The sequence below is a fragment of the Allobosea psychrotolerans genome (assembly GCF_002917105.1).
GTDB classification, from domain to species: Bacteria; Pseudomonadota; Alphaproteobacteria; order Rhizobiales; family Beijerinckiaceae; genus Allobosea; species Allobosea psychrotolerans.
Genome location: NZ_PQFZ01000029.1, coordinates 1 through 22,617, shown reverse-complemented (window position 1 = coordinate 22,617; position 22,617 = coordinate 1). Strand labels below are relative to the sequence as shown.

The 22,617-nt window shown below is 66.2% G+C and carries 24 protein-coding genes; 12 read left to right on the top strand and 12 right to left on the bottom strand.

What is annotated here, in order from left to right; translation table 11 throughout:
- Window positions 1-69: 69 nt before the first annotated feature.
- On the bottom strand, window positions 70-519 hold the full coding sequence (locus CYD53_RS27810) for a BA14K family protein (protein WP_103721334.1): 450 nt from the start codon (window positions 517-519) through the stop codon (window positions 70-72).
- 254 nt (window positions 520-773) lie between these two features.
- Between CYD53_RS27810 and CYD53_RS27805 the strand changes: the two genes are divergently transcribed.
- Window positions 774-1,337, top strand: coding sequence for a TIGR00645 family protein (locus CYD53_RS27805; protein ID WP_103721333.1), 564 nt, complete (start codon window positions 774-776; stop codon window positions 1,335-1,337).
- Between the two features lie 4 nt (window positions 1,338-1,341).
- Here the strand turns inward: CYD53_RS27805 and CYD53_RS27800 are convergent, their stop codons facing one another.
- The 4 genes from CYD53_RS27800 to CYD53_RS27785 form a co-directional block, all read right to left on the bottom strand.
- Window positions 1,342-1,953 carry an HAD family hydrolase gene (locus CYD53_RS27800; RefSeq protein ID WP_245928462.1) on the bottom strand — a complete coding sequence of 204 codons (612 nt, stop codon included), beginning with the start codon at window positions 1,951-1,953 and terminating at the stop codon, window positions 1,342-1,344.
- Window positions 1,954-1,971: 18 nt separating this feature from the next.
- On the bottom strand, window positions 1,972-3,483 hold the full coding sequence (locus CYD53_RS27795) for a helicase HerA domain-containing protein (RefSeq protein ID WP_103721331.1): 1,512 nt from the start codon (window positions 3,481-3,483) through the stop codon (window positions 1,972-1,974).
- A gap of 115 nt (window positions 3,484-3,598) precedes the next feature.
- Complete coding sequence (locus CYD53_RS27790) at window positions 3,599-3,880, bottom strand: YARHG domain-containing protein (protein WP_425428354.1); 282 nt, start codon at window positions 3,878-3,880, stop codon at window positions 3,599-3,601.
- 16 nt (window positions 3,881-3,896) lie between these two features.
- Window positions 3,897-5,195: a GGDEF domain-containing protein gene (locus CYD53_RS27785; RefSeq protein ID WP_103721330.1), complete on the bottom strand. Its 1,299-nt coding sequence runs from the start codon at window positions 5,193-5,195 to the stop codon at window positions 3,897-3,899.
- A gap of 201 nt (window positions 5,196-5,396) precedes the next feature.
- Here CYD53_RS27785 and CYD53_RS27780 point away from each other — a divergent pair, with 201 nt between their 5' ends.
- Window positions 5,397-6,056 (top strand): ceramidase domain-containing protein, encoded by a 660-nt coding sequence (locus CYD53_RS27780; protein WP_245928461.1) that lies wholly within the window; start codon window positions 5,397-5,399, stop codon window positions 6,054-6,056.
- A gap of 13 nt (window positions 6,057-6,069) precedes the next feature.
- Here the strand turns inward: CYD53_RS27780 and CYD53_RS27775 are convergent, their stop codons facing one another.
- From CYD53_RS27775 to CYD53_RS27765, 3 genes are all read right to left on the bottom strand, one after another.
- Window positions 6,070-6,372 (bottom strand): hypothetical protein, encoded by a 303-nt coding sequence (locus CYD53_RS27775; protein WP_103721328.1) that lies wholly within the window; start codon window positions 6,370-6,372, stop codon window positions 6,070-6,072.
- Window positions 6,373-6,605: 233 nt separating this feature from the next.
- Window positions 6,606-7,577 carry a Gfo/Idh/MocA family protein gene (locus CYD53_RS27770; protein ID WP_103721327.1) on the bottom strand — a complete coding sequence of 324 codons (972 nt, stop codon included), beginning with the start codon at window positions 7,575-7,577 and terminating at the stop codon, window positions 6,606-6,608.
- A gap of 61 nt (window positions 7,578-7,638) precedes the next feature.
- Complete coding sequence (locus CYD53_RS27765; RefSeq protein WP_103721326.1) at window positions 7,639-8,148, bottom strand: MarR family winged helix-turn-helix transcriptional regulator; 510 nt, start codon at window positions 8,146-8,148, stop codon at window positions 7,639-7,641.
- A 44-nt stretch (window positions 8,149-8,192) separates the two neighbouring features.
- Here CYD53_RS27765 and CYD53_RS27760 point away from each other — a divergent pair, with 44 nt between their 5' ends.
- Window positions 8,193-9,701 carry an FAD-dependent oxidoreductase gene (locus tag CYD53_RS27760; protein ID WP_103721359.1) on the top strand — a complete coding sequence of 503 codons (1,509 nt, stop codon included), beginning with the start codon at window positions 8,193-8,195 and terminating at the stop codon, window positions 9,699-9,701.
- A gap of 8 nt (window positions 9,702-9,709) precedes the next feature.
- Here the strand turns inward: CYD53_RS27760 and CYD53_RS27755 are convergent, their stop codons facing one another.
- From CYD53_RS27755 to CYD53_RS27740, 4 genes are all read right to left on the bottom strand, one after another.
- Window positions 9,710-10,771, bottom strand: a complete 1,062-nt coding sequence (locus tag CYD53_RS27755; protein WP_103721325.1) for a LacI family DNA-binding transcriptional regulator — start codon at window positions 10,769-10,771, stop codon at window positions 9,710-9,712.
- 69 nt (window positions 10,772-10,840) lie between these two features.
- Window positions 10,841-12,004 carry a dihydrodipicolinate synthase family protein gene (locus CYD53_RS27750; RefSeq protein WP_103721324.1) on the bottom strand — a complete coding sequence of 388 codons (1,164 nt, stop codon included), beginning with the start codon at window positions 12,002-12,004 and terminating at the stop codon, window positions 10,841-10,843.
- Window positions 12,001-12,483 (bottom strand): MaoC family dehydratase, encoded by a 483-nt coding sequence (locus CYD53_RS27745; protein WP_103721323.1) that lies wholly within the window; start codon window positions 12,481-12,483, stop codon window positions 12,001-12,003. Before CYD53_RS27745 ends, CYD53_RS27750 begins: the two co-directional genes overlap by 4 nt.
- Window positions 12,484-12,488: 5 nt before the next feature.
- Window positions 12,489-13,262, bottom strand: a complete 774-nt coding sequence (locus CYD53_RS27740; RefSeq protein ID WP_103721322.1) for a 3-ketoacyl-ACP reductase — start codon at window positions 13,260-13,262, stop codon at window positions 12,489-12,491.
- Window positions 13,263-13,514: 252 nt separating this feature from the next.
- Here CYD53_RS27740 and CYD53_RS27735 point away from each other — a divergent pair, with 252 nt between their 5' ends.
- The 9 genes from CYD53_RS27735 to CYD53_RS27695 all read left to right on the top strand — a co-directional run bounded on the left by CYD53_RS27735 (window position 13,515) and on the right by CYD53_RS27695 (window position 22,367).
- Window positions 13,515-15,137 carry an acyl CoA:acetate/3-ketoacid CoA transferase gene (locus tag CYD53_RS27735; protein ID WP_181012055.1) on the top strand — a complete coding sequence of 541 codons (1,623 nt, stop codon included), beginning with the start codon at window positions 13,515-13,517 and terminating at the stop codon, window positions 15,135-15,137.
- A gap of 10 nt (window positions 15,138-15,147) precedes the next feature.
- The gene (locus tag CYD53_RS27730) at window positions 15,148-15,939 is read left to right on the top strand and encodes an enoyl-CoA hydratase/isomerase family protein (protein WP_103721320.1); all 792 of its coding nucleotides are present in this window, start codon (window positions 15,148-15,150) and stop codon (window positions 15,937-15,939) included.
- A 201-nt stretch (window positions 15,940-16,140) separates the two neighbouring features.
- On the top strand, window positions 16,141-17,358 hold the full coding sequence (locus tag CYD53_RS27725; RefSeq protein ID WP_103721319.1) for an MFS transporter: 1,218 nt from the start codon (window positions 16,141-16,143) through the stop codon (window positions 17,356-17,358).
- Between the two features lie 184 nt (window positions 17,359-17,542).
- Window positions 17,543-18,262 (top strand): amino acid ABC transporter permease, encoded by a 720-nt coding sequence (locus CYD53_RS27720; protein WP_103721318.1) that lies wholly within the window; start codon window positions 17,543-17,545, stop codon window positions 18,260-18,262.
- Window positions 18,259-18,915, top strand: coding sequence for an amino acid ABC transporter permease (locus CYD53_RS27715; protein WP_103721317.1), 657 nt, complete (start codon window positions 18,259-18,261; stop codon window positions 18,913-18,915). The genes CYD53_RS27720 and CYD53_RS27715 overlap by 4 nt, the downstream gene beginning before the upstream one ends.
- The gene (locus tag CYD53_RS27710; protein WP_103721316.1) at window positions 18,912-19,640 is read left to right on the top strand and encodes an amino acid ABC transporter ATP-binding protein; all 729 of its coding nucleotides are present in this window, start codon (window positions 18,912-18,914) and stop codon (window positions 19,638-19,640) included. Before CYD53_RS27715 ends, CYD53_RS27710 begins: the two co-directional genes overlap by 4 nt.
- Before the next feature lie 9 nt (window positions 19,641-19,649).
- Window positions 19,650-20,243, top strand: coding sequence for a helix-turn-helix domain-containing protein (locus CYD53_RS27705; protein WP_103721315.1), 594 nt, complete (start codon window positions 19,650-19,652; stop codon window positions 20,241-20,243).
- A 121-nt stretch (window positions 20,244-20,364) separates the two neighbouring features.
- Window positions 20,365-21,435, top strand: a complete 1,071-nt coding sequence (locus CYD53_RS27700) for an NAD/NADP octopine/nopaline dehydrogenase family protein (RefSeq protein ID WP_103721314.1) — start codon at window positions 20,365-20,367, stop codon at window positions 21,433-21,435.
- Window positions 21,436-21,497: 62 nt separating this feature from the next.
- Window positions 21,498-22,367, top strand: coding sequence for an amino acid ABC transporter substrate-binding protein (locus tag CYD53_RS27695; protein WP_103721313.1), 870 nt, complete (start codon window positions 21,498-21,500; stop codon window positions 22,365-22,367).
- Window positions 22,368-22,617: the final 250 nt, after the last annotated feature.

The following is a 22,617-nucleotide window of genomic DNA, read 5'->3' as shown; positions in this document are numbered from 1 at the left end:
AAACCTCCGCGCATTGCTGCGCGGAGGCTGTCATGTTCGCCCGTCAGGCGATGTCAGGGGCAAGCGCTATCAGGGGCAGGAGCGGACGACGCCGCCCGTGCCGATATAGGTGCCGGTCTCCGGGTCGTAGCTGCGGAAGCGACGCGAGCAATAGGCGACCGCGTCGGGACCCGGGCCCGCGTAGACCGGGGCGCCGTAGACCGGAGCCGGCTCGGCATAAACCGGGCCGGGTGCGAGCAGGGCGCCGGCGGCCAGCGCGCCGATGGCACCCGCCGCAATGCCAGCGCCAACGGCCGCGCCGCGTCCGCCGCGGTAATAGCCGCCACGGTAGCCATAGCGCGGGCCGTAACCGCGACCGTAGCCATAACGGCGATACTGCACGGTCTCGACAAGGCCCTTGCCGCTATCGGCGAGCTGCAGGGCCGATCCGGTCGTCGCGCTGAGCGGGGCGGCGGAGGCCGGAGCGGCGATGAGGGCGCCTCCGACGAGCGCGGCCGCGATGGTCAAGGTCTTGATCATGAGAAAACTCCTTTCCTCTCCAACGCGAGAGGAACGTCATCTGTTCCCCCGATTGCCGCCAAACTTAGTCATTGCCGTGTCGTCATGGAAGCACCGATCGTAAGGAAGTCAGAAATTTCATCGTTCTCACTGCTTGCGGGAACTTTTGCCGTGGTCCGGCGCAGGCCGCTTGCACGGTCGGTGCTCTTGCACCATCTAGCGACAGCACTCTTTTGCATTGCAGCATCCGTTCGAGAAAGCCTGGAAACTCCTTCATGTCGCATTCTGGCGAACTCCCGCGCATCCCCGTGGCCGTGAAGCTCCTGCCGACGATCATCTTCAGCTCGCGCTGGCTGCAATTGCCGCTCTATCTCGGTTTGATCGTGGCGCAGTGCGTCTACGTCTTCCTGTTCCTGAAGGAGCTTTGGCACCTCGTCACCCATGCGACCGAGTTCGGCGAGCAGCAGATCATGCTGGTGGTGCTGGGCCTGATCGACGTGGTGATGATCTCGAACCTGCTGATCATGGTCATCGTCGGCGGCTACGAGACCTTCGTCTCGCGGCTGGGCCTGCAGGACCATCCCGACCAGCCGGAATGGCTGAGCCACGTCAATGCCAGCGTGCTCAAGATCAAGCTCGCCATGGCGATCATCGGCATCTCGTCGATCCACCTGCTGCGGACCTTCATCGAGGCCGGCAATATCGGCAGTGCGACCGCGACGAACTACACCGCGACCGGCGTCATCCTGCAGACGGCGATCCACACCGTCTTCATCCTGTCGGCGATCGGAATCGCCTGGGTCGATAGGATGACGATGCCCGCGGGCAAGGCGCACTGAAAGCCTAGCGCAGATTGCCGGCTCCGATCAGCCGGGCCATCTCCCGGTCCAGCCGGCTGCCATACGCCCAGTGGATCGCCTGCCAGCCGAGACGGCGCGCCGCCTCGACATTCTCGAAGCTGTCGTCGAGCAGCAGCAAGGCCTGCCCCTTGAGGCCGAGCTTGTCCTGTACGGCCCGGAAGAAAGCGGGTTCGGGTTTCCGGGCTCCGATCGCTGCCGAATAGAAGATGTCGTCGATGTGCCGGGACAGCCCGAGCGAACCGATCAGGTGCCGGGCGCGCACATGCTCTTGGTTCGTCGCGAGAGCGATGGTGATGCCCGAAGAACGCAGCAGGTCGAGCGCGGCGAGCAGTTCGACATCAAGCCGAGCGTCGTTGGCGAACCAGTAAGCCGTGAAGTCCTGATACGTCAGATGCGGCGCGATCTCGGCCAGCACAGGAGCGAGCTTCTCTTCCAGAGCGGCACGGCCGATGACTATGTCTGGCCAGTGCTTTGCGAAGAAGTGCTGATGCAGCAAATCCGGGTCGAGGCCCAGATCCTGCCTTAGCTCACTCGTCCAAGGACGGCCATCGCCAGGCCTGCCTCGGACCAGCACGCCGTCGACGTCGACGAGCAAGGCTCGGCGCACCGGCCTCTAGCTCCGCGCTCCGCGCGGCAGGCCCGCGCTGCGTGGCTGGGCGAGGCCCGGCGCGGTTTCCAGCCCGAGCGTCGGCAGGGCCAGCGTACGCTGGCCGCGAAAGTCGACATGGCTCACGAGGAGCCCGCGCTCCTCGATATAGCCGATCAGACGGCGCGCCCGGCTCGGCGAATGGCTGCCATAGACGGCGGCGAGCTCTGCATCGGTCGGGCAGGGCGCGCGCTCGATGCCGGCCCGCGCGATGAACAGGAACAGGCTCTGGAGATCGTCGGGCAGCGCGGCCGAGGCCTCGATCGCGGCCTGCCAGGGTTCGGACGCCGTGACTTCCTCGCTCGCGCCGGCGCGCGCCACGGCGAGCCTGCGGCGGAATTCATCGAGGCTCAGGCTCTGGCGGCCGAGCCGGCGCATGCGGCAGCGCACGGTGAAATCCTGGTAGAGCACGGCGATCTGGCGCGTGCGCGTCTCGGGATCGACCATCAATTCGCGCAGGATCTCGGCCATGATCGCCTCGCGCTCTTCCGGCTCCATTGGAATATCCGGTTCGGGCTCGGGGGCGGGCGAGGGCCGATAGGTCTCGATCTGGCGCAGCACGTCATTGGCGGGCGGGCGCGGCCGTGGCGTGGGGCGCGGCGGCCAATTGGTGATCGGGGCCTCGTCGGCGCCGGCGGTGAAGATCAACTTTCCCGCCTCCTCGGGCCCCTGTTCCGGCAAAGGCATCAGGCCGGGCGCGCCGCCGCGATCCTGCGAGGTCGCCGGCCCGATCCGCAGCGGCAGCGGGCGCTTCGACAGTGCGGGGCCGAGCGCAACGAACTGGCCGCGTTCGAGATCGCGGAACATCTCGGCCTGCTTGCGGTCCATGCCGAGGAGATCGGCGGCGCGGGCCATGTCGATGTCGAGGAAGGTGCGGCCCATCAGGAAGTTCGAGGCTTCCGCCGCGACGTTCTTGGCGAGTTTTGCGAGGCGCTGGGTCGCGATGACGCCGGCCAGCCCGCGTTTGCGGCCCCGGCACATCAGGTTGGTCATGGCGCCGAGCGAGAGCCGGCGCGCCTCGTCGGAGGCCTCGCCGGCCATCACCGGCGCGAAGAGCTGCGCCTCGTCGACGACGATCAGCATCGGGAACCAGAGGCTGCGGTCGACGTCGAACAGGCCGCCGAGAAAGGCGGCGACCGCGCGCAACTGCTCGTCGGCCTCGAGGTTCTCCAGGTTCAGCACCACCGAGACGCGATGCTGCCGGACCCTGAGCGCGACGCGCTGGAGCTCGGCCTCGCCGCATTGCGCATCGACCACGACATGGCCGAACTGGTCGGCGAGCGAGACGAAATCGCCCTCGGGATCGATCACCGCCTGCTGGACGAGTGGCGCGCTCTGTTCGAGCAGGCGGCGCAGCAGATGCGATTTGCCCGACCCGGAATTGCCCTGGACAAGCAGACGCGTCGCCAGCAATTCGGCGAGATCGAGCAAGGCCGGCTCGCCGCTCCGGGCGGTCCCCATGTCGATGGCCGTCGTCATGCCGTGGTTGCGTCGCCTTGATTATGCCTGTCGGACCGGTGCCTTTAGCACGGTGCAGCGCCAGGCTCGCTGCGGCGCAGCGCGCCTTCCACAGCAAAGGTGGTTCATCGATCGCTCAGCGCGGGCAGCGCCGGGCCCGCTCCTCGCGGGCGATATCGGCGATGGTGCGGCGCTGGCTGCTGGAGAGCGGCACGTCCTCGACGGCATCGTATTGACAGCCGGCGTTGCCGAAGGCGCTGATGCCGCGCGCGGTGCGGAAGCAATAGCCCTGCGCCTTGTAGATCTCGTTGCGGGCATACCAGAGATCGTCGCAGGTCTCGGCGCGGGCGGGAGCGGTGGAGGCGGCCATCAGGCTGAAGCCCAGCAGGCCCAGCATCGTCAGCATCTGGCGCGGCATCGCCCGCTCCCTCGTTTCATCTGCGCCGCCGAGTTTGCGGCCTGCGGCTGGCCAGGGCAACAACTGATCTCGGCCAATCCAGCCTGGCCCGGTTCCTGCCGGCGGCCTTGCTTTCGTACAGAACCGCGTCGGCCCGCCGGTATAGGCTCTCCAGCGTCTCGTGCCCGTCGAAACAGGCCGCGCCGATGCTGACGGTGAGGTGCGGCGCCGTCGCCGAGGCATCATGGGGAATGGCGAGCGCAACGATGGCGGCGACGATGCCGTCGAGCAGAACCTGCGCCTGTTCCGGTCCGGTTCCGTAGAGCAGCAGGCCGAATTCCTCTCCGCCGAGCCGGGCGGCGAGGTCCATGGGCCGGCGCAGGCCGGTCTTGAGGCTGCGTGCGACCAGGCTGAGGGCAAGATCTCCGGTCTGATGACCGTAGCGGTCGTTGAACTTCTTGAAGTGATCGACATCGAGGATGGCGAGCACCACGCCGGCGCCCTCGCGCTGCGCCTGCAGCAGCGCGGTCGCGGCGTGCTGCTCGAAGAAGCGGCGATTGCCGATGCCGGTCAGCGCGTCGAACATGGCGTAGTGATGCAGCAGGCGGCGCAGCAGGAACTGGTCGCGTTGGGCGTACTCGCGCAGATAGGCTCCGACGGCGCCGACGAAGACGGCGAAGAACACCAGGGTCGAGAGCCGGATATGCTCGCGCATATGGCTGGGATCGAGCATCACGCAGCCGAGCAGGGCGGTCGCGACGGCGATCAGCGTCGCGGCGCCGAGGCTTTGGCGGAAGGTCATTCCGACAGGCAGGAAGACCGCGATGATGATGACGAACTGCGCCATATCGGCATGGGCGAGGTCGCGCAGCTTCATGACATTTGCGCTGAAGGCGCTGGAGGTGCCGATCAGGACCAGGGCCAGGAACGACAGCCAGTGATAGCCGCGCGGAGGACCTTTGTCCGCTGCAAGGCCCCGGCTTGCCAGGCGCTGGACCAGCAGCAGCAGGAGCGCGACCACGATCAGACGCAGGCTCACCGTGATCCAGACGTCGTAATGCCGCTCGGCGAGCTCATGAGGCAGGTCGAGCCGCCAGAGATCGAGCGCCATGAAGCCGAGCCAGATGGCCAGCGCGGTTGCCGAGCAGATCAGCGCGCTGATGCGCTGATCCTGGCGCATATGTCGGCGATATTCGCGCTCCAAGGACGGCGAGAAGCGCAGCCACCCGAAGCCCTTCCTCCGCTGCTCCGAATAGAGGCCAGCCTGCGCCGGAGTCGGCGCAGCTATTGCGGCGGCGTCGATGACCGGTCCCGGGGCGTGCATGGGCGCGACCATGCCGCCGACTATCTAAAACTCCGTTTGGACATGCGGTGGATTTGTCGGCTTCGGTTTAAGGTTTCCTCATGATACGCGCCAAATCCGGCGCGATCGGACCCCAGCGGGACGGCCTTGGGAAGGCTTGCGGCGACCCACGTGGGGGGCGCAACACCAATGTCGTGGCGCACTGGCAAGAGGGGCGCTCGGGAGGATCGAACGGTGCCCAGCTACGGCTATTGCGAGCGGCTGAGCGGTGCGTTCTGGGCCGAGCCCTGGAATGCTCTGACGAACGGAGCCTTCCTGCTGGCGGCTGTCGCGGCTTTTCAGCTCTGGCGGCGCAGCGGCAGTCCGGATCGGCCGGCGCTGGCGCTCACCCTGCTGGTCCTTGCGATCGGCATCGGCTCCTTCCTCTACCACACCATGCCGCAGGGCTGGACGCTCGCTGCGGATGTCGTGCCGATCCAGCTCTTCGCCTTCTGCTATTTCGGACTGGCGCTGGCGCGCTTCTTCGGCTTGTCCTTGCCGACTACAGTGCTGGGCACGCTCGCCTTCTTCGCCTTCGCGCTGTTGCTCTCCAGCGGACTCGGTCCCTTGCTGCCGCAGCCGGCGCGCGGCTCGGCCGGCTATGCCGCCTTCCTGCCGGGGCTCGTCGGCGTCACTGGCGCCTTGGTGCACCGGCCGGACGGCCGGGAGACGGCGCGATTGGTCGGTTCGGCGGGGCTAGTCTTCGCGGTGTCGCTGGCTTTTCGCACGCTGGATGGAGCCCTCTGCGGTGGCTGGAGCATGGGCACGCACTGGCTCTGGCACCTGCTCAATGCGGGCGTGCTCTATCTGCTGCTGAGGGCGGCGATCTTGTCCCCGAGGCGGCGCATCCCGTGACCGGCGGGCCGCTTCACTTATGCGTGGCCATCTCCAGGCAGGTCAGCACCTGGACATAGCTCGGCGGGCCGCCCAGCCCCGCGCCCTCGACGCAGGTGGCACGTTGTGCGGCCGGGTATTTTGCCCATCGCTGCTGCAGATCGGCCGCCGCCTTGCTCTCATCGTCGCGACAGGCCTGATTGGCGCGGCCGACGCCGGTGACGGGCTCGCCGGCGTGGCGGCAGGCCTGTTCGATGCTGAAGCGGGGCGGGCCGTCGGCGATCGGCTGCACCATGCCGGAGGAGAGCGACATTGCGACGAAACCAGCGATGATCATGGCATGAACCTCCGCAAGACCACGCCCCGCGTGGCAAACGCGCGATCTCAGGGGAGCGTTCCATGCCCTGCGCGAAGGGCTGCCTTGCGGCTAAAGCGCTTTGCTTTAACGCGCTTTCTTCACGCGAACGGGTCCCCACTTCGCTCGAAAGCGCTGTCATCAAAAGAGTAGAGCAGGATCAACGCAAAAAAAGCCGGTGCCCACTTTTTCGCATCCTGCTCTGGCGTCGCTTCCTAGCTCGCCAAAATACCCTCGACGATCTCCTGGACGTTCAGCGCCTCGGCCAGCGTCGCCAGGTGATGCGGCTGGCCCCGGGTCAGGCGCACGACGCCTTCGAGCTGGCGCTTCAGGGCGAGCGGGCGGGCCTGCTCGTTCGACATCGCGCCCGGGGCGCGCTGCCAGCTGCCATCGGGCAGGCGGCGTTCGGCGATCGACCAGTCGCAGAGCCGCACCGCGCCTTTGTCGCCTTCCAGCATCCAGATGTTGTGATCGTCCTTCGTGGTCGTGCCGACGCCGCCCTTGAGCACGACCGGCACCTCGCCGGCGAAGAGCCGGGCCTCGATCGCGCGTTCCGCCTTGCCGGCTTCCGGGAAGCTCACGCTGGCCGAAAGCCCATGCAGCGGGCCGACCAGCCGGCGGCTGAGGAACAGGAAATGCGACACGACCTCGCGGGTGAAGCCACCCTGCGCCGGCTTGTCGAGCCAGGCTGCGGCGTCGGCCTGCCAGGAGCGCGGCCAGGTCGCGAAAGCGACCTCGATCGTGATGCGCGAGACCGTGCCGATCTCGCCTTGCGCGACCCAGTCCTGCAGTGTTGCTACGGCGAGCGAGGAGGCGAAGGGGAAGTTGACCGCGCCACGCTCGCCGGCGCTGGCGACGAAGGTGCGCGCATCCGTGACATCGACCGCAAGCGGCTTCTCCGCGACGACGCTTTTTCCCGCAGCCAGCGCGGCGCGGGCATGGTCGAGATGCGAGGCCGGCGGCGAGGCGATGTAGACGCAGTCGCTGGCTGCGATGACCGCGGCGGCGTCGTCCAACTGTGGAACGGTGGGGAAGGTGGCGGCGATGCGTGCCATGGCGGCGGGCGCGGGGTCCCAGATGCCGCTGACCCGCAGGCTGTCGGGCGCCTGTTCGAGGATCGCGCGCAGCAGGCGCTCGCCCATGATTCCGGCGCCGATGATCCCGATCGAGAGTGTGGCCTGCGGCATGGCGGTCAAGATCTCAAGCTGTGAGGGAGGGAGGCGGGATAGCAGGATTCGCGGAGCTGGGTCACTGGCCGGTCTGTTGGGATGCCGGATGGCTCGGTGCGTCACCGTTCACGGCGTCGGCGAATTTGCGCATGAGCCGCACCAGCTCCGCGACATCATGCTCGTCCCAGCTGGCGAAAATGGCGCGGCCGATCCGGTCGCGCGCCTCATCGACGGCGTCGGTCATGGCCTTGCCCTTGGATGTCACGATCGCTTCGCGAACCCGACGATCAGCGGCTCCGGCCTGGCGCTCGACGAGGCCGAGGCTTTCCAGTTTGGCGACCTGCCGGCTGACGGTGGTGTAGTCGCGCCCGACGCGGTCGGCGAGATCGACGACCCCGATCGGCCCGCGCCGCTCGATGCCGACAAGCAGCGGGAACAGCGCGCGGTCTAGCGAGATGCCGGCTTCCCGAACCATCATCTCGTCGCGCTGGGGGCGGTTCATGATGCTGACGATGTCGATCAGCGCCCCGTGCAGAATCCTGAGCTGCTCAGACATATGTGTATTTTGCACATTTTTTCTTGACGGCATGCCGGCCCTCCAAATATGTGCATATTACACATAGAGGGATGGCGATGACAGAGGATTTCACAGCCCAAGGATCGACTTGCGACGTGCTGATTTGCGGTGCGGGTGCGGCCGGCCTCACACTCGCGATAGAGCTTGCACGCCGGGGTCTGTCCTTCCGCCTGATCGAGAAGATGGACGGGCCTTTCCGTGGCTCGCGCGGCAAGGGCATCCAGCCGCGAACACAGGAGGTCTTCGAGAAGCTCGGCATTCTCGACCGCGTCGTCGCAGCCGGAGGCCTCTATCCGCCACAGCGGGAATATCGCGACGACGGCAGCTACGCAGAATCCTGTGTCACGGCGCATGAGGCGCCCACGCCTGCCGAGCCCTATCAGCTCCCGCTCATGGTGCCGCAATTCCTGACCGAGGGCGTGATGCGCGAGCGCCTCGTCGAGCTCGGACACCGGCCGGAGTTCGGCTGCGAGCTGGTCGGATTCGAGCAGGACGAGGATGGCGTGACGGCACGGCTCGTCTCCGGAGCCGGCGAGGAGGTCATCCGCGTGCGCTATCTCGTCGGCGCGGATGGCGGCCGCAGCTTCGTGCGCCACGCGCTTGGCATCGGCTTTCCCGGCAAGACGCTCGGCGTCCGCGCGGTTGTCGCCGATGTCGTCCTGACAGGCCTGGGACGCGATGCCTGGCACCGCTTCAGCGAGGGGTCGATGGAGCGGCAGATGTCGCTATGCCCGCTCGCCGGGACAGAGCTGTTCCAGCTGCAGGCACCGATCCCGCTTGAAGGCGATGTCGACCTTTCCGCTGAGGGCCTCTCCGCAATGGTGGCTGGGCGGACTGGCCGAGACGATATTCGTATCCAATCCGTGTCCTGGGCATCGGCCTTCACCATGAATGCGCGGCTGGCCGATCGCTACCGTGTCGGTCGCGTGTTCCTGGTCGGCGACGCCGCTCATATTCATCCGCCGACGGGTGGTCAGGGGCTCAATACCAGCGTCCAGGACGCCTATAATCTCGGCTGGAAACTGGCGGCGGTTGTTGCCGGTGCTCCTGACGCCTTGCTCGACAGCTATGAGGAAGAGCGCCGCCCGATCGCAGCGGGCATGCTCGGCCTTGCCACCAGACTGCTCGATGCGGCCAGGCGCGGCGAGATGCGGCGTGGCCGCGAAGTCCACCAGCTCGACCTTGGCTATGCGGGGTCATCGCTCGCGCTGGAAAAGCCGGAGCGCGATGGCCGCCTGCTCGCAGGAGACCGCGCGCCCGATGCACCTGTACGCGGCGCCGCCGGACAAGCGACGCGTCTGTTCGAACTGTTCAAGGGCGCGGACTGGACGCTGTTGGGCTATGAGGTCGAGCGCGATGCGGTGTCGTCGCGCCCCGGGCTCAGCATCCATACGCTCGGTTTGCGCGGCGATATCCTCGACGAGGGCGGCCACCTGCGCGACGCCTATGCATTGACGCCCGGCGATTGGTTGCTCGTGCGTCCCGACGGCTATGTCGGGGCGATCATCTCGTCCAGCGAGATCGGCGCGCTGGAGACATACCTTCGGAATGTGGGTCTCGAGTGAGGTGGGTTTTAGCGCAGCCTGGCGGGCGGCACGCCGGTCGTGTCGCGGATCACGAGCTCGGTAGGCAGCAGGACGGTTTCGACCGGTGCGTCGAAAGCCTCGATCCGGCGCAGCAGCAACTGGGCGGCTGTCCGGCCCACGGTCTGCCGCGCCACGGCGACGGTGGAGAGGGCTGGGCGCCACAAGGTCGCCTCCGCGATGTCGTCGAAGCCGATGACGGAGACATCCCGCCCCGGCGTCAATTCGCGCGAGCGCAGGCCGAGCATGGCGCCGAAAGCGACGACATCGTTGAAGCAGACGACCGCCGTCGGTGGCTCGGGCAGGTCGAGCAGGGCCAGAACATGCGCCATGCCGGTGTCGCGCGTCGCCGGGCCGGAGAGCACGAGGCGCGGTTCGAGTGCTATCCCGGCACCGAACAGGGCCTGCCGATAGCCCTCGAACCGTTCGCGGCCAGTCGAGATGTTCTCGTTGAGGCCGATCATGCCGATCCGGCGATGGCCGAGCTCGATCAGGTGTCTTGTGGCCGCGATCATGCCGGCGCAGTGATTGGCCTGGACGAGATCGACCTCCGCTCCCGGAACCGAGCGCGAGACCATCACGCAAGGCAAACGCCAGGATCTGAGCAGGTCGACGAAGGCCGCATCCGTGCCCATGGCGGGCACGACAAGCAGGCCCGCCACATTGTATTCGCGCACGGCCGCGACGAAGGCGCTCTGGCGCGCGACGGATTCGGCGGTGTTCGACATCAAGACGATGCGGTTCTGCTCCGTCAGCGCGTCTTCCATCGCCGCAACGATTTCGGCGAAATAAGGGTTGATCAGATCATTGACCGCCATGGCGATCAGGCGGGACTCTGTCGAGCGCAGGCCCGCAGCGCCGCGATTATAGACATAGCCGAGGTTTTTCGCCGCTTCGAGCACGCGCTCATGAGTGCGCTTGGGGATGGTCGGGCTGTTGCGCAGCACGAGCGAGACGGTGGCCTTCGAGACGCCGGTCGCATTCGCGATATCCACCAGAGTGGGCCGCGGGTTCACTTGCGATTGCGCCTTGCGATGCTCGAAATCTGCCACGGATTCGTCTGTTTCTGCCTCTGGGTGGATGATCTGATCGCGGTGGACCGACCCGTCAAGCCGGCGGCATCAGGTGACGCCATGGAGGGCGAGGATATGCCCCATCCGCCGAGCCGCGCGGTCGGGGTCCTGAAACAGGCCAAGCGTCGCGGCGTGACGGAAGACGCGAGCGAGATGCAGCACCGAGCGGGCGCCCTGCTGGGCGCCCAGCATGGTGAAATGCTCCTGATGGCCGCCGAGATAGGCGAGCAGGACGACGCCGGTCTTGTAGTACTGCGTCGGCGCCTGGAACAATTCGCGCGAGAGTTCCACGGTCGGGTCGAGGATGTCCCGGAAGGGCGCGGCGCCGTCTTGCGCCAAGGCCTTGAGGGCGGCCGAGGCGATGGGCGCGATCGGATCGAAGATGCCGAGCAAGGCGTGGCTGAAGCCCTCGGCATCGCCGGCGATCAGTTCGGGATAGTTGAAATCGTCGCCGGTATACATCGCGACGCCCTCGGGAAGGCGGCGGCGCATCGCGATTTCGAGCTCCTTGTCGAGGAGCGAGATCTTGATGCCGGCGATCCTGCCGGCATTGTCGGCGATCATGCCGAGGCAGGAATCCATCGCGGCGTCGATGTCGCGCCCGCCCCAATAGCCGGCAAGCGCCGGATCGAACATCTCGCCGAGCCAGTGCAGGATCACCGGCTGGTCGGCCTCGGAGAGGACGCGGGCATAGACGCGGGCATAATCGGCGGGGGATCGTGCTGCCCGCGCCAGCGCCCGGCTCGCCATCAGGATGACGCGCCCGCCGAGGCCCTGGACATAAGACAACTGCTCGAGATAGGCGGCGATGACGCTTTCGATCGTCGCGTCCTCAGGGGCGAGCTGCTCGGTGCCGACGCCTGAGAAGACCACAGCGCCGGGCCGCTGGCGGGCGCTGGCGAGGGTGTTGCGGATCAGGATCTTCGCGGAAGGCCAATCCAGCCCCATGCCGCGCTGGGCGGTATCCATCGCCTCGGCGACGCCGAGGCCGAGATCCCAGAGATGCTCGCGGAAGCGCTGGGTCGCGTCGAAATCGATCGCGATCTCGCGCATCGGCGCGATATCGGCCAGCGGATCGGCGACGACATGAGCGGCCGACAAGACGGCGCGCGCCAGCGTTTCGCCGGGGCGGGCGGTGTCCCAATGGACGGGATCGGGCAGGGCGAAGCGTTCCAGCGAGCGGTCTGCGCGGGGAAGAGCGAGCGTGATCATGCGGGCGTCCGTTCCGGGGCTTGAGGGCGCAAGCGGGTAAGGAGCGTGGTTTCGCCCTCCTGGGCGATCTCGCCGCCGCGTTTCATGACTTCGAAAGCCAGCGTGACGATGCCTTGCCCCTTGCCGGACAGGCGCTTACCGGCGACGCGGATCTGCGCGCCGATGCGGTCGCCCGCGAAGATCGGGGCCCTGAAGCGCCAGTTCCAGCCGAGCGAGGCGATCGCCATGATGCGCACCGAGGCCCGGTTCTTCAGGCCGTCCGTCAGCGCCAGGCCGAGCAGGCCATGGGCGACCCGAGCCGGAAAGCCCTGCGAGCGGGCGAAGTCGTCATCCATATGGATGTCGAAGAAGTCGCCGGAGAGGCCGGCGAAGGAGACGATATGAGCTTCGGTCACGACCAGGAAGCCGGTCTGGTAGCGATCGCCCTCCTCGAGGTCCTCGAACCAGTATTCGCCCGGGGGAAGCTCTCTGCCGCTCATGAACGTCACAGCCTGCGAACCGCGAGGCCGCCATCGACCCGCACCACCTCGCCGGTCGAATAGGGCAGGGAGCCGCAGGCCAGCATCGCGGCCGCCTTGCCGATATCCTCGGGCTCGCCCCAGCGGGCGAGCGGGGTGAGGCCAGCTGCGAAGAGCGCGTCGTAACGCTCCTTTGCCACGGCAGTCATGTTGGTGCGGATGATACCGGGGCGGATCTCGTAGGCATTGATGCCGTCCCCGGCCAGGCGCGCCGCGAAGAGCTGCGACATCATCGCGAGCCCCGTCTTGGAAATGCAGTACTCGGCCCGATCGGCCGAGGCGAACTCGACATTGATCGAGGAGATCGTGACGATGCTGCGGAAATGCTCGGAAGGCGCTTGCACCATCTTCCGCGCCACCGCCTGCGTCAGGAAGAACGGGCCACGCAGATTGACCTCCATCAGGCGGTCATAGCTTTCGGGGGTGACCTTCAGGATGTCATCGCGCCTGGCGACGGAGATGCCGGCATTGTTGACGAGGCAATGCAGGCCGCCAAAGGCGCCCCAGGCCTCATCGACCAGGGCTTGCTGGCCGGAGAGGTCGCTGATGTCGCCTGGCAACGCCACGGCCTTGCCGCCGCGCGCCGCGATCGCCGCGATGGTGGCGGGCAGATCATCGGATGCGGTCAAGTCATTGGCGATGATGTTGAATCCGGCGTCAGACAGGGCAAGCGCGATGGCGCGGCCGATGCCGCGACCGGCGCCCGTGACCAGGGCGTTTCCGAGCAGTGGTCGATCCATCCCAGCGTTTCCCGGCTTCAATTTTTCAGTTGCACGGCCTTGTCGAGCTCGGTAGTAAATCGATCTACTAGAACGATCAAGTCGGTTTTCAAGCTGCGCCCACGGGAGTGGAACGATGAGGTTCGAGCTGAAGCGCCACGCCTTCGGCGGCGGGGACGGCTTGATGCCGCCCTGGCTTCGCGTGCCCCTCATCGGCGGCGCGCAGCAGCGAAATGCGGACAAATCCGGTTCCGATCCGATGAGAACGCCATGATGAAGAAGATCATTTCCGCAGCCGAGGCGGCGCGGTTCATTCCCGATGGCGCAGTTCTGGCGATCGGCTCGTCGGCGGGACTCAACTGCCCCGACCACATGCTGAAGGCGGTCGGCGAACGCTTCGCCACGGAAGGGCATCCGCGGAACCTGACGGTGTTCTCGCCGATCGCGGCCGGCGACATGTATGGCGTGAAGGGCATCGACCATCTCGCGCGCAAGGGCCTGCTCGAGGTTATCCTCGCCGGCTCCTTTCCGAGCGGGCCGTCCTCGCTGCCTTCGCCGGCGATCTGGGAGATGATCGAGCGCGACGAGGTTGCGGCCTATAATCTGCCCTCGGGCGTGATGTATGACATGGCTCGCGACGCCGCGGCCAAGCGCCCGGGCGTGTTGACCAAGGTCGGCCTCGACACCTTCGTCGATCCGCGTCTCAATGGCGGCAAGATGAACGCGGCCGCGGGCAAGCGTGGCGAGGTGGTGCAGGTCGTCGAATTCGCCGGCGAAACCTGGCTGCATTTTCCCAATCATTTTCCGCAGGTCGCGATCATTCGCGGGACGACCGCCGATGAGCGCGGCAACATCTCGATGGAGCAGGAGGGGGCCGTGCTCGGCATGGTCGATCTCGCGCTTGCCGCCCGCAATTCGGGCGGGATCGTCATCTGCCAGGTGAAGCGAACGACGGCTGCTGGGACGATTCCCGCCCACAAGGTCCATATCCCGTCGACGCTGGTCGATTACGTCGTCGTCGACCCCGACCAGGCCCAGGCGACGGAGATCCTCTACGATCCCGCGATCAGCGGCGAAGTCCGCCGCCCGATCAGCAGCTTCAGGCCTGAGCCCTTCAGCGTCGACAAGGTGATCGCGCGCCGCGCCGCGATGGAGCTGATGGATGACGGCGCGGTCAATCTCGGCTTCGGGATCTCGGCGCTGGTGCCGCAGATCCTGATCGAGGAAGGCCAGGCCGAGGCGGTGACCTGGGTGATCGAGCAGGGCGCCGTCGGCGGTATTCCCTTGACCGGCTTCGCTTTCGGCTGCGCCGCCAATGCGCAGGCGATCTTTCCGACGCCGCAGCAATTCACCTATTTCCAAGGCGGCGGCTTCGACTGCTCGCTGCTCTCCTTCCTGGAGGTCGACGCCTTCGGCAGCGTGAACGTGTCGCGATTGCCGTCACGGCCCTATCTCACCGCCGGTTGCGGCGGCTTCGTCGATATCACGACACGGGCGCGCAAGATCGTCTTCAGCGGCTATTTCACGGCGGGCGGCTTGCAGGTGGCGGCCGAGGATGGCGGTTTGCGCATCCGCCAGGACGGCAAGATCTCCAAATTCGTGCCTGAGGTCGGCCATGTCACCTTCAGCGGCCGCAGCGCCGTCGAACGGGGGCAGGACATCACCTATGTCACCGAGCGCTGCGTCCTCGAGCTGCGCCGCGAAGGTTTGACCGTGGTCGAGATCGCGCCGGGTGTCGATCTGGAGCGCGATGTGTTCGCCCGGGCAGGCACGCCGCTGCAGGTGGCGAGCGATCTCAAGCTGATGGAGGCGCGCTTGTTCCGGCCAGAGCCGATCGGCCTCAGCCTGGCCCGCAAACCCGCCCCAGTCATTCGGACTGGCCTGCAGGCAGCGTGAGAGCGGAACAATGACTGACAGCCTCCTGAAGAACGAGGTTTTCGAGGCGGTCCTGGCCTCGCCCGGCGTCGTCCTGGTCCGCATCATCTCCAAGCCGCTCGGCGTGTTCACCATCGCGGCGCGGCGGGCGTTGACCGCCTTTCTGGAAAGCGTGCAGCGCGATCATGGCGCCCGCTGCGTCGTGCTGATCGGCAGCGGGCAGGCGTTCTCCGTCGGCTCCAATATCCGCGAGTTCGAAGCCTCGGCCGCTTGGATCGAGGAGGCGCGGCTGGTGGAAACCAGGCTGAACGAGACCATCGAGCGCGGCCCGGTGCCGGTAATCGCCGCCTGCAACGGTCATACGCTGGGCGGCGGCATGGTCCTGGCGCTGGCCTGCGATTTCCGCATCGCCGGTCGCAGCGCGAGCTTCGGCGTACCAGAGGTCAAGCTCGGCGCGATGGCGACCGCGACGGGGACGCAGCGTCTGCCGATGCTGGTCGGGCGCGGCCAGGCGCTGCGCCTGATGCTGACGGGGCAGACGATCGGGGCGGAAGAGGCATATCGGATCGGGCTGGTGGAGGAACTCGTTGGGGATGATGAGCTCGAAGCCCGGGCGCTCGCGGTTGCGGGGCTGATCGCCAGCCAGTCCCCCAAGGCGGTCGCGGCCTCCAGGCGCAGCGTCTCGGCCGGCCTGCGCAACGGCTATCAGGCCGGGCTTCTGATGGAGGAGGAGATCACCGTGCCGCTCGGCCTCTCCGACGACGCCATCGAAGGCAAGGCCGCCTTCGTCGAGAGACGGCCGCCGCGTTTCGTCCAGGGCTGAGACTGGCGTGACCCTGGATCGACCGCCGTCAGGTATTCCACTGCCCTCGCAGGAGCCTCCCGTGACAGCTTCGGCGCCGCGCGCTCCGTGCAGGTCGGTGCCGTGATTTTGCCGGCTTGTTTCATGTCGTGACATCCACCATGACGAACAGGTCCGGGCTGTTGCGACAAAACGCCTCGGCAACGACATGAGAACACAGCGATGAACCTCAATAGTCCGGTCAGCGTCTCACAGCGCGCCGCCATGCCCGTGCTGATCGCGCTCAGCACGACCCATCTGCTCAACGACATGATGCAGTCGCTGATCCCGGCGATCTACCCGATCATCAAGAGCGCCTATGCGCTGGATTTCGGGCAGATCGGGATGATCACCCTGACCTTCCAGATTGCGGCGTCGCTGCTGCAGCCGCTCGTCGGATCCTATACCGACCGCCACCCGATGCCCTATTCGATGGTCGTCGGCATGGGCTTCACGCTCGCCGGGCTGATCGGGCTCGCCTATGCCGGCAGCTATCCGCTGCTCTTGCTGGCGGCGGCCTGTGTCGGCATCGGCTCCTCGATCTTCCATCCCGAGGCGACGCGGATGGCACGCAGCGCCTCCGGCGGGCAGCATGGATTGGCTCAGGGCATCTTCCAGCTCGGCGGGCAGACGGGCGGCGCGCTCGGGCCGCTGCTGGCGGCGTTCGTGATCGTGCCGCGTGGCCAGACCAGCCTTGCCTGGTTCTCGGCCGCGGCGCTCCTCGCGATGATCCTGATGACCTGGACCGTCAGGCGCCATGCTCAATGGCGGAGCCAGCAGGCAGCCGCTCCGGTCGCGGTCAAGCTGGCGTCGGTGGCTGGGCCGCCGATCCGCGGCGTCGCGAGCGTCGTCCTGCCGATCGCGATCCTGGTCATCCTGCTGTTTTCCAAGAACGCCTATTCGCAGAGCTTCAGCTCGTTCTACACCTTCTACCTGATCGGGAAGTTCGGCGTTTCCGTGCAGACCTCCCAGATGATGCTGTTCCTCTTTCTGGTGGCCTCGGCGGCAGGGGCGGTCGGCGGCGGCATGCTGGGCGACAAGATCGGCCGCAACAAGATCATCTGGTTCTCGATCCTGGGGGCGCTGCCCTTCACGCTGATGCTGCCTTTCGCCAACCTGTTCTGGACCGGCGTGCTGACGGTTGTGATCAACCTGATCATGTCGAGCGCCTTCGCTGCGATCCTGATCTACGCGATGGAGCTCCTGCCTGGCCGCGTCGGGTTGATCGGCGGACTGTTCTACGGGCTGTCCTTCGGTCTTGGCGGCGTCGCTGCCGCCATGCTGGGCGAACTTGCCGACTGTGTCGGCATCGAGACCGTCTACCGGATCTGCGCATTCCTGCCGGCGATCGGCCTGCTGGCCTGGTTCCTGCCGAAGATGACGGAGCATCCGGCGCGATAAGCCCGATGCTCCGCCATCAGGAAGGGGCTGCCTGCATGGCCGCGCCGGCGGGCGCGACCGAAACAGGAAAGCCAGTTGACAAACAATCCCCATAATCGAACTATTCCACTATAGCGGAATTGTGGGGACCCTTGATGGACATCCGAGACCGGCCCCGGGTTCCACGCCACGCCGCTGCGACGGCATGAACTACCGCTGGAACTGGTCCATCCTGCTGCAGGAGCCCTATACGGAGTGGCTCTGGAGCGGCTTGCAATGGACCGTTGCGATCAGCCTCGTCAGCTGGGCCATTGCGCTCTCGGTCGGCCTCGTCGTCGGCGTGGTCCGCAGCCTGCCGAGCGGCATTCTTCGGGTGATCGCGGGCGTCTATATCGACGTCTTCCGCAACATCCCGCCGCTGGTCCAGCTCTTCCTGTGGTACTTCGTCCTGCCCGAGATCGTGCCGGAGACCATCGGCCTCTGGATCAAGCGGGATCTGCCCTATCCTGAATTCGTCACTGCAGTGGTCGCGATCGGGCTGTTTGCGGGCTCGCGTGTCGCCGAGCAGGTCCGTGCCGGCATCGAGGCCGTCGGCAATCATCTGATGCCCGCGGCGCTGGCGACGGGCTTGCGTCCGCTGCAGGCGTTCCGGCTGGTCGTGGTGCCGCTGGGCCTGCGCGCCATCGTCGGCCCGCTGACCTCGGAGTTCCTGGTTACGGTCAAACTCTCGTCCCTGAGCCTGACGATCGGCGTGCTCGAACTGACGGCGCAGAGCCGCCATATCGAGAACTACACCTTCCAGGGCCTGGAAGCCTTCACCGTGGCCACCATCGGCTACCTCGTCATCGGGCTCTGCGTCACGGGCCTGATGCGCCTGATCGACGACAGGGTCGGCGGTGCAGCCCTGCGCAGGGCCGGCTCATGAGCGATTTCGACTGGGGCGTCATCGCCAGATCATGGAGCTTCCTGGCCGAAGGCATGGCGCTCAGCGCCTTGCTGGTCGCGGTCGCGACCATCGGCGGATTGGTCATCGGCTTTGGCCTTGCCCTGATGCGGTTGTCATCGAACCGGCTGATCGCGTCGCCGGCTGCGGCTTGCGTCACGGTGATGCGCTCGCTGCCGCTCGTGCTGGTGCTGTTCTGGTTCTATTTCCTGGTGCCGCTGGCGATCGGCCGGCCGATCGGCTCGCTCGCTTCGGCGCTGATCGCCTTCGTGATGTTCGAGGCGGCGTTCTACTGCGAGATCATCCGCGCCGGCATCAACAATGTCCGCCAGGGCCAGACCGAGGCTGGGCTGGCGACGGGCCTGCGGCGCTCGCAGGTGATGCGCCATATCGTCATGCCGCAGGCGCTGAAGGCGATGACTCCGCTGGTGCTGAACCAGATCATCATCGTCTTCCAGGACACCTCGCTCGTCTATGTCGTGGCGCTGCACGACTTCCTGACGACGGCGAGCATCGTGGCCGCACGCGATGGGCGGCCGACGGAAATGTATACGCTGGTCGCCGTGGTCTATCTGATCATCTGCCTGTCATCGACCAAGGCGCTGGAATTCTACCGGAAAGGCCGCACGGGATGATCGTTCTCGAGGACGTGCACAAATCCTATGGCAAGCTGAAGATCCTGCGCGGCTGCTCGGCTTCGGTGAAGCTCGGCGAGGTCGTGGTGGTCTGCGGCCCGTCGGGCTCAGGCAAGAGCACGCTGATCAAATGCGTCAACGGTCTCGTGCCGTTCGAGCAGGGCTCGATCACGGTCGATGGCGTCTCGGTCTCGGACAAGAAGACCGATCTGCCGATGCTGCGCGCGCGGATCGGCATGGTCTTCCAGAATTTCGAGCTCTATCCGCATATGACCGCGCTCGAGAATGTCAGCCTGGCGCAGATCCATGTGCTGAAACGCTCGCGCGCCGAAGCCGACGCCGGCTCCGAGAAGCTGCTGGCCCGGGTCGGGCTCGGCGGCAAGCTGGCGAGCCGCCCGAGCCAGCTCTCGGGCGGCCAGCAGCAGCGCGTCTCGATCGCGCGCGCTCTGGCGATGGACCCCAAGGCGATGCTGTTCGACGAGCCGACCTCCGCGCTCGACCCCGAGATGATCAACGAGGTGCTGGAGGTGATGCAGGCGCTGGCTCTGGAAGGCATGACCATGATGGTGGTGACGCATGAGATGGGCTTCGCCCAGCGCGTGGCGGACCGCGTGCTGTTCATGGATGGCGGCGAGATCCTCGAGGACACGCCCAAGGCGCAGTTCTTCACCGACCCTGCGACGGAGCGCGCCAAGCAGTTCCTGACCAAGGTCCTGACGCATTAGATCATCGCCATGACCGAGCTCAGCGCACCGCAGATCGGCCCGATCATCCAGCGCCAGCGCAAGGCGCGCGGACTGACGCTGCAGCAGCTTTCAGCGCTCTCGGGCGTCTCGAAATCGATGCTGTCGCAGATCGAGCGCGGGCAGGCCAACCCGACCTTCGCCGTGCTGTGGGGGCTGACGCAGGGGCTGAAGATCGACTTCGCGGCGCTGCTGCAAGGCGGGCAGGCGGTGCCAAGCGAGACGACGATCGAGATCGTCCCGTCCGAGCACACGCCGGAGATCCGCAGCAGCGACGGCTCCTGCCGCCTGCGCATTCTGAGCCCCCCGAGCCTGGCGGGCACGACCGAATGGTACGATGTCGAGATCGCCGGCGGCGGCAGGCTCGACAGCGCGCCGCATGCAGCGGGCGCCTGCGAGCACTTCACGGCGCTGTCGGGGCAGTTCCTGATCACCAGCGGCGCATCGACCTATCCGGTCAAGGCGGGTGAGACGGCGCGCTATCCCGTCGACGTTCCCCATTCCATCAGCAATGCCTCGCACCGGCCGGCCCGCGGCCTGATGGTGCTGCTCTACGGCAAAACCGGGCAGGGCAAGCCAGCTTGACTCATTTCCGCTATATCGGATCATCTCTGCTCGCCGAGATGTGCGCACTGCCCAAGGCATTCGCGGCGCAGCTTCGTTGCGACCGTTCTTCCTCTCAGGATCGAGCAAAGGCATCTTTCCCATGCGCGTAAGCATTCTCGGCGCTGGCGGCGCGGCCTATGGCGCCGCCGCCCAGCTCTTTGTCGGCGGTCACGACCCGATGCTGTGGTCGCCGTCAGGCCAGAGCACCCGCGAACTGGCGGCCGGCGCTCCGTTGCGGGCGACGACTGCGATCGAGACAAGCTTTCAGCCCCGGATCGCCTCCAGCGCCAAGGAGGCGGTGACCGAGTCCGACGTGGTGATGCTGGTGATGCCCGGCAACGCCCATAAGATGGCGCTGGAAGCCACGGCCGCGCATTTGCGCGAGGGGCAGCCGGTCATCATCAGCTCGCACGCCTCGTTCGGTGCGCTCTATCTCTCGAAGCTGCTCGCTGCTCGCGGCGTTCGCGCGCCGATCATCGCCTGGGGCACGACGCTGACGACCGGCCGCAAGACCAGCCCGACCGAGGTCGGCGTCAACTCGCTGCGCTCCAAGATCGATATCGCAGCCGTGCCCGAAGCTGGGCTCGACGAGGGCCATGCGCTTTGCACGGCCCTGTTCGGCGAGCGTTTCGTCGAGCGCGACGGGCTCCTGGCGATCGCGCTCAGCAACCTCAATCCGCAGAACCATCTTGCGATTGCGCTGTTCAACCTGACGCGGATGGAGCGCGGTGAGCGTTGGGGCCAGGCCGAGAACGTCACCCCGGCTGTCGGCCGCGTGATGGAGGCGCTCGACGCCGAGCGGCTGGCGATCGCCGAAGCCTTCGGGCTTTCGGTGCGCACGATCAAGGAGCACTATGCCTTCTCCTATCAATTGCCGCTCGCCAGCATCGCGGAGATGAACGCCAATCTGCATGGCCAGGGGCGCGGCGGCTTCGGCCCGACGACGCTGGAGAGCCGCTATGTGCTGGAGGATGCGCCCTTCGGCCTGTTGCCGACGGTTCTGCTCGGCCGGCTCGTGGGCCGCCCGGCGGTGCTGCACGAGGCTGGGTTGACCATGCTTTCGGGCGCCTATGGCCGTGATTTCGCCGATGACAACGACCTGCTGCCGTCTCTCGACTTCGCGCAGATGACGCGCGAGGAACTGCAGGAACGGGCGCGCCTCGGGTTTTGAAGGCCTTCCGTCCGACCGGGCGGGGTGACGAACTGAACGATCACGGCAAACGGGAGAGAACCATGAGACTGAACTTTGTCACCATCACAAGCGCCCTGCTGGCGTTCGGCATGGCGGCCTCCGCCCAGGCGCAGGAAGTCGATGCGATCGTCAAGAAGCTGCGCGACACCAAGACGATCACCATGGGCATCCGCGAGACGCTCTACCCTTACGGCTATCTCGACAATGACAAGAAGCCGGCCGGCTACGCGGTCGAGTTCTGCCAGCGCATCATCGAAGAGATCAAGGCCGAGCTGAAGCTGCCGGAAATCCAGGTCAAATATGTGCCGGTCAACATCCAGAACCGTCAGGCGCTGGTCGCCAACGGCACGGTCGATCTCGAATGCGGCGGCACGGTCAATACCTTCGGCCGCAACAAGCAGGTCGATTTCTCCTCCGTCTCCTATGTCTCGACGAGCCAGCTTCTGGTTCTCAAGGCCTCGGGCATCACCAAATACGAGGATCTGAACGGCAAGGTCGTGGCCGTCGCTACCGGCGGCAGCAGCGAACCGGACCTCAAGAAGCTCATCGCCGATAAGAAGCTCAATATCCGCATCCAGAACGTCGATGATCATGCCGCTGCGCTGATCTCGGTCGAGACCCGGCGCGCGGACGCCTATTTCAGCGACAACGGGGCATTCTACAGCCTGATCCGGCAGTCGAAGAACCCTGACGCCTTGACTATTGTCGGCGAGGAATACGGCTACGCGCCGCAAGGCTTCATGGTGCCCAAGCTCAATCCGACGATCCTGTGGATCGCCAATCACGCCATGGCGAAGATGTTCAAATCCGGTGAGGCCGAGGCCCTGTTCGACAAATGGTTCGGGCCGTTCGGCGTCAAGGTCGGGCCGAGGCTGCGGGCGGCCTGGGCGACGCAATCCTACGCTGAATGAGGACCACGGACCGGCGGGAGAGGTGGCGTTCCAGCCTCTCTCCCGCCGGTCCGGGCCCAGAGCATTCTCGAGCGAAGTGGTCCCGGTTCTTGTGAAGAAAATGCGATAAAATAAGGAGGTAGAGCATCTTTCGCGTTTCGGAGAAACGCGGACATGCTCTAGGTGGCGTGGACTCTTGGGATTCCCAAGAGTGATTTGGCGTGATTCAAGGCTGTCTTTTGGAGGCAGCCATGGGCGTTCTGGACCGCTT

Bases quoted from the DNA above. Each gene is read 5' to 3' on its own strand.
- CYD53_RS27705 (WP_103721315.1), top strand. From the start codon at position 19,650: ATGACCGAGCTCAGCGCACCGCAGATCGGCCCGATCATCCAGCGCCAG.
- CYD53_RS27740 (WP_103721322.1), bottom strand. From the start codon at position 13,262: ATGGATCGACCACTGCTCGGAAACGCCCTGGTCACGGGCGCCGGTCGC.
- CYD53_RS27795 (WP_103721331.1), bottom strand. From the start codon at position 3,483: ATGACGACGGCCATCGACATGGGGACCGCCCGGAGCGGCGAGCCGGCC.
- CYD53_RS27790 (WP_425428354.1), bottom strand. From the start codon at position 3,880: ATGCCGCGCCAGATGCTGACGATGCTGGGCCTGCTGGGCTTCAGCCTG.
- CYD53_RS27785 (WP_103721330.1), bottom strand. From the start codon at position 5,195: ATGGTCGCGCCCATGCACGCCCCGGGACCGGTCATCGACGCCGCCGCA.
- CYD53_RS27775 (WP_103721328.1), bottom strand. From the start codon at position 6,372: ATGATCATCGCTGGTTTCGTCGCAATGTCGCTCTCCTCCGGCATGGTG.
- CYD53_RS27805 (WP_103721333.1), top strand. From the start codon at position 774: ATGTCGCATTCTGGCGAACTCCCGCGCATCCCCGTGGCCGTGAAGCTC.
- CYD53_RS27715 (WP_103721317.1), top strand. From the start codon at position 18,259: ATGAGCGATTTCGACTGGGGCGTCATCGCCAGATCATGGAGCTTCCTG.
- CYD53_RS27735 (WP_181012055.1), top strand. From the start codon at position 13,515: ATGAAGAAGATCATTTCCGCAGCCGAGGCGGCGCGGTTCATTCCCGAT.
- CYD53_RS27770 (WP_103721327.1), bottom strand. From the start codon at position 7,577: ATGCCGCAGGCCACACTCTCGATCGGGATCATCGGCGCCGGAATCATG.
- CYD53_RS27810 (WP_103721334.1), bottom strand. From the start codon at position 519: ATGATCAAGACCTTGACCATCGCGGCCGCGCTCGTCGGAGGCGCCCTC.
- CYD53_RS27700 (WP_103721314.1), top strand. From the start codon at position 20,365: ATGCGCGTAAGCATTCTCGGCGCTGGCGGCGCGGCCTATGGCGCCGCC.
- CYD53_RS27725 (WP_103721319.1), top strand. From the start codon at position 16,141: ATGAACCTCAATAGTCCGGTCAGCGTCTCACAGCGCGCCGCCATGCCC.
- CYD53_RS27730 (WP_103721320.1), top strand. From the start codon at position 15,148: ATGACTGACAGCCTCCTGAAGAACGAGGTTTTCGAGGCGGTCCTGGCC.
- CYD53_RS27760 (WP_103721359.1), top strand. From the start codon at position 8,193: ATGACAGAGGATTTCACAGCCCAAGGATCGACTTGCGACGTGCTGATT.
- CYD53_RS27720 (WP_103721318.1), top strand. From the start codon at position 17,543: ATGAACTACCGCTGGAACTGGTCCATCCTGCTGCAGGAGCCCTATACG.
- CYD53_RS27695 (WP_103721313.1), top strand. From the start codon at position 21,498: ATGAGACTGAACTTTGTCACCATCACAAGCGCCCTGCTGGCGTTCGGC.
- CYD53_RS27765 (WP_103721326.1), bottom strand. From the start codon at position 8,148: ATGCCGTCAAGAAAAAATGTGCAAAATACACATATGTCTGAGCAGCTC.
- CYD53_RS27745 (WP_103721323.1), bottom strand. From the start codon at position 12,483: ATGAGCGGCAGAGAGCTTCCCCCGGGCGAATACTGGTTCGAGGACCTC.
- CYD53_RS27750 (WP_103721324.1), bottom strand. From the start codon at position 12,004: ATGATCACGCTCGCTCTTCCCCGCGCAGACCGCTCGCTGGAACGCTTC.
- CYD53_RS27710 (WP_103721316.1), top strand. From the start codon at position 18,912: ATGATCGTTCTCGAGGACGTGCACAAATCCTATGGCAAGCTGAAGATC.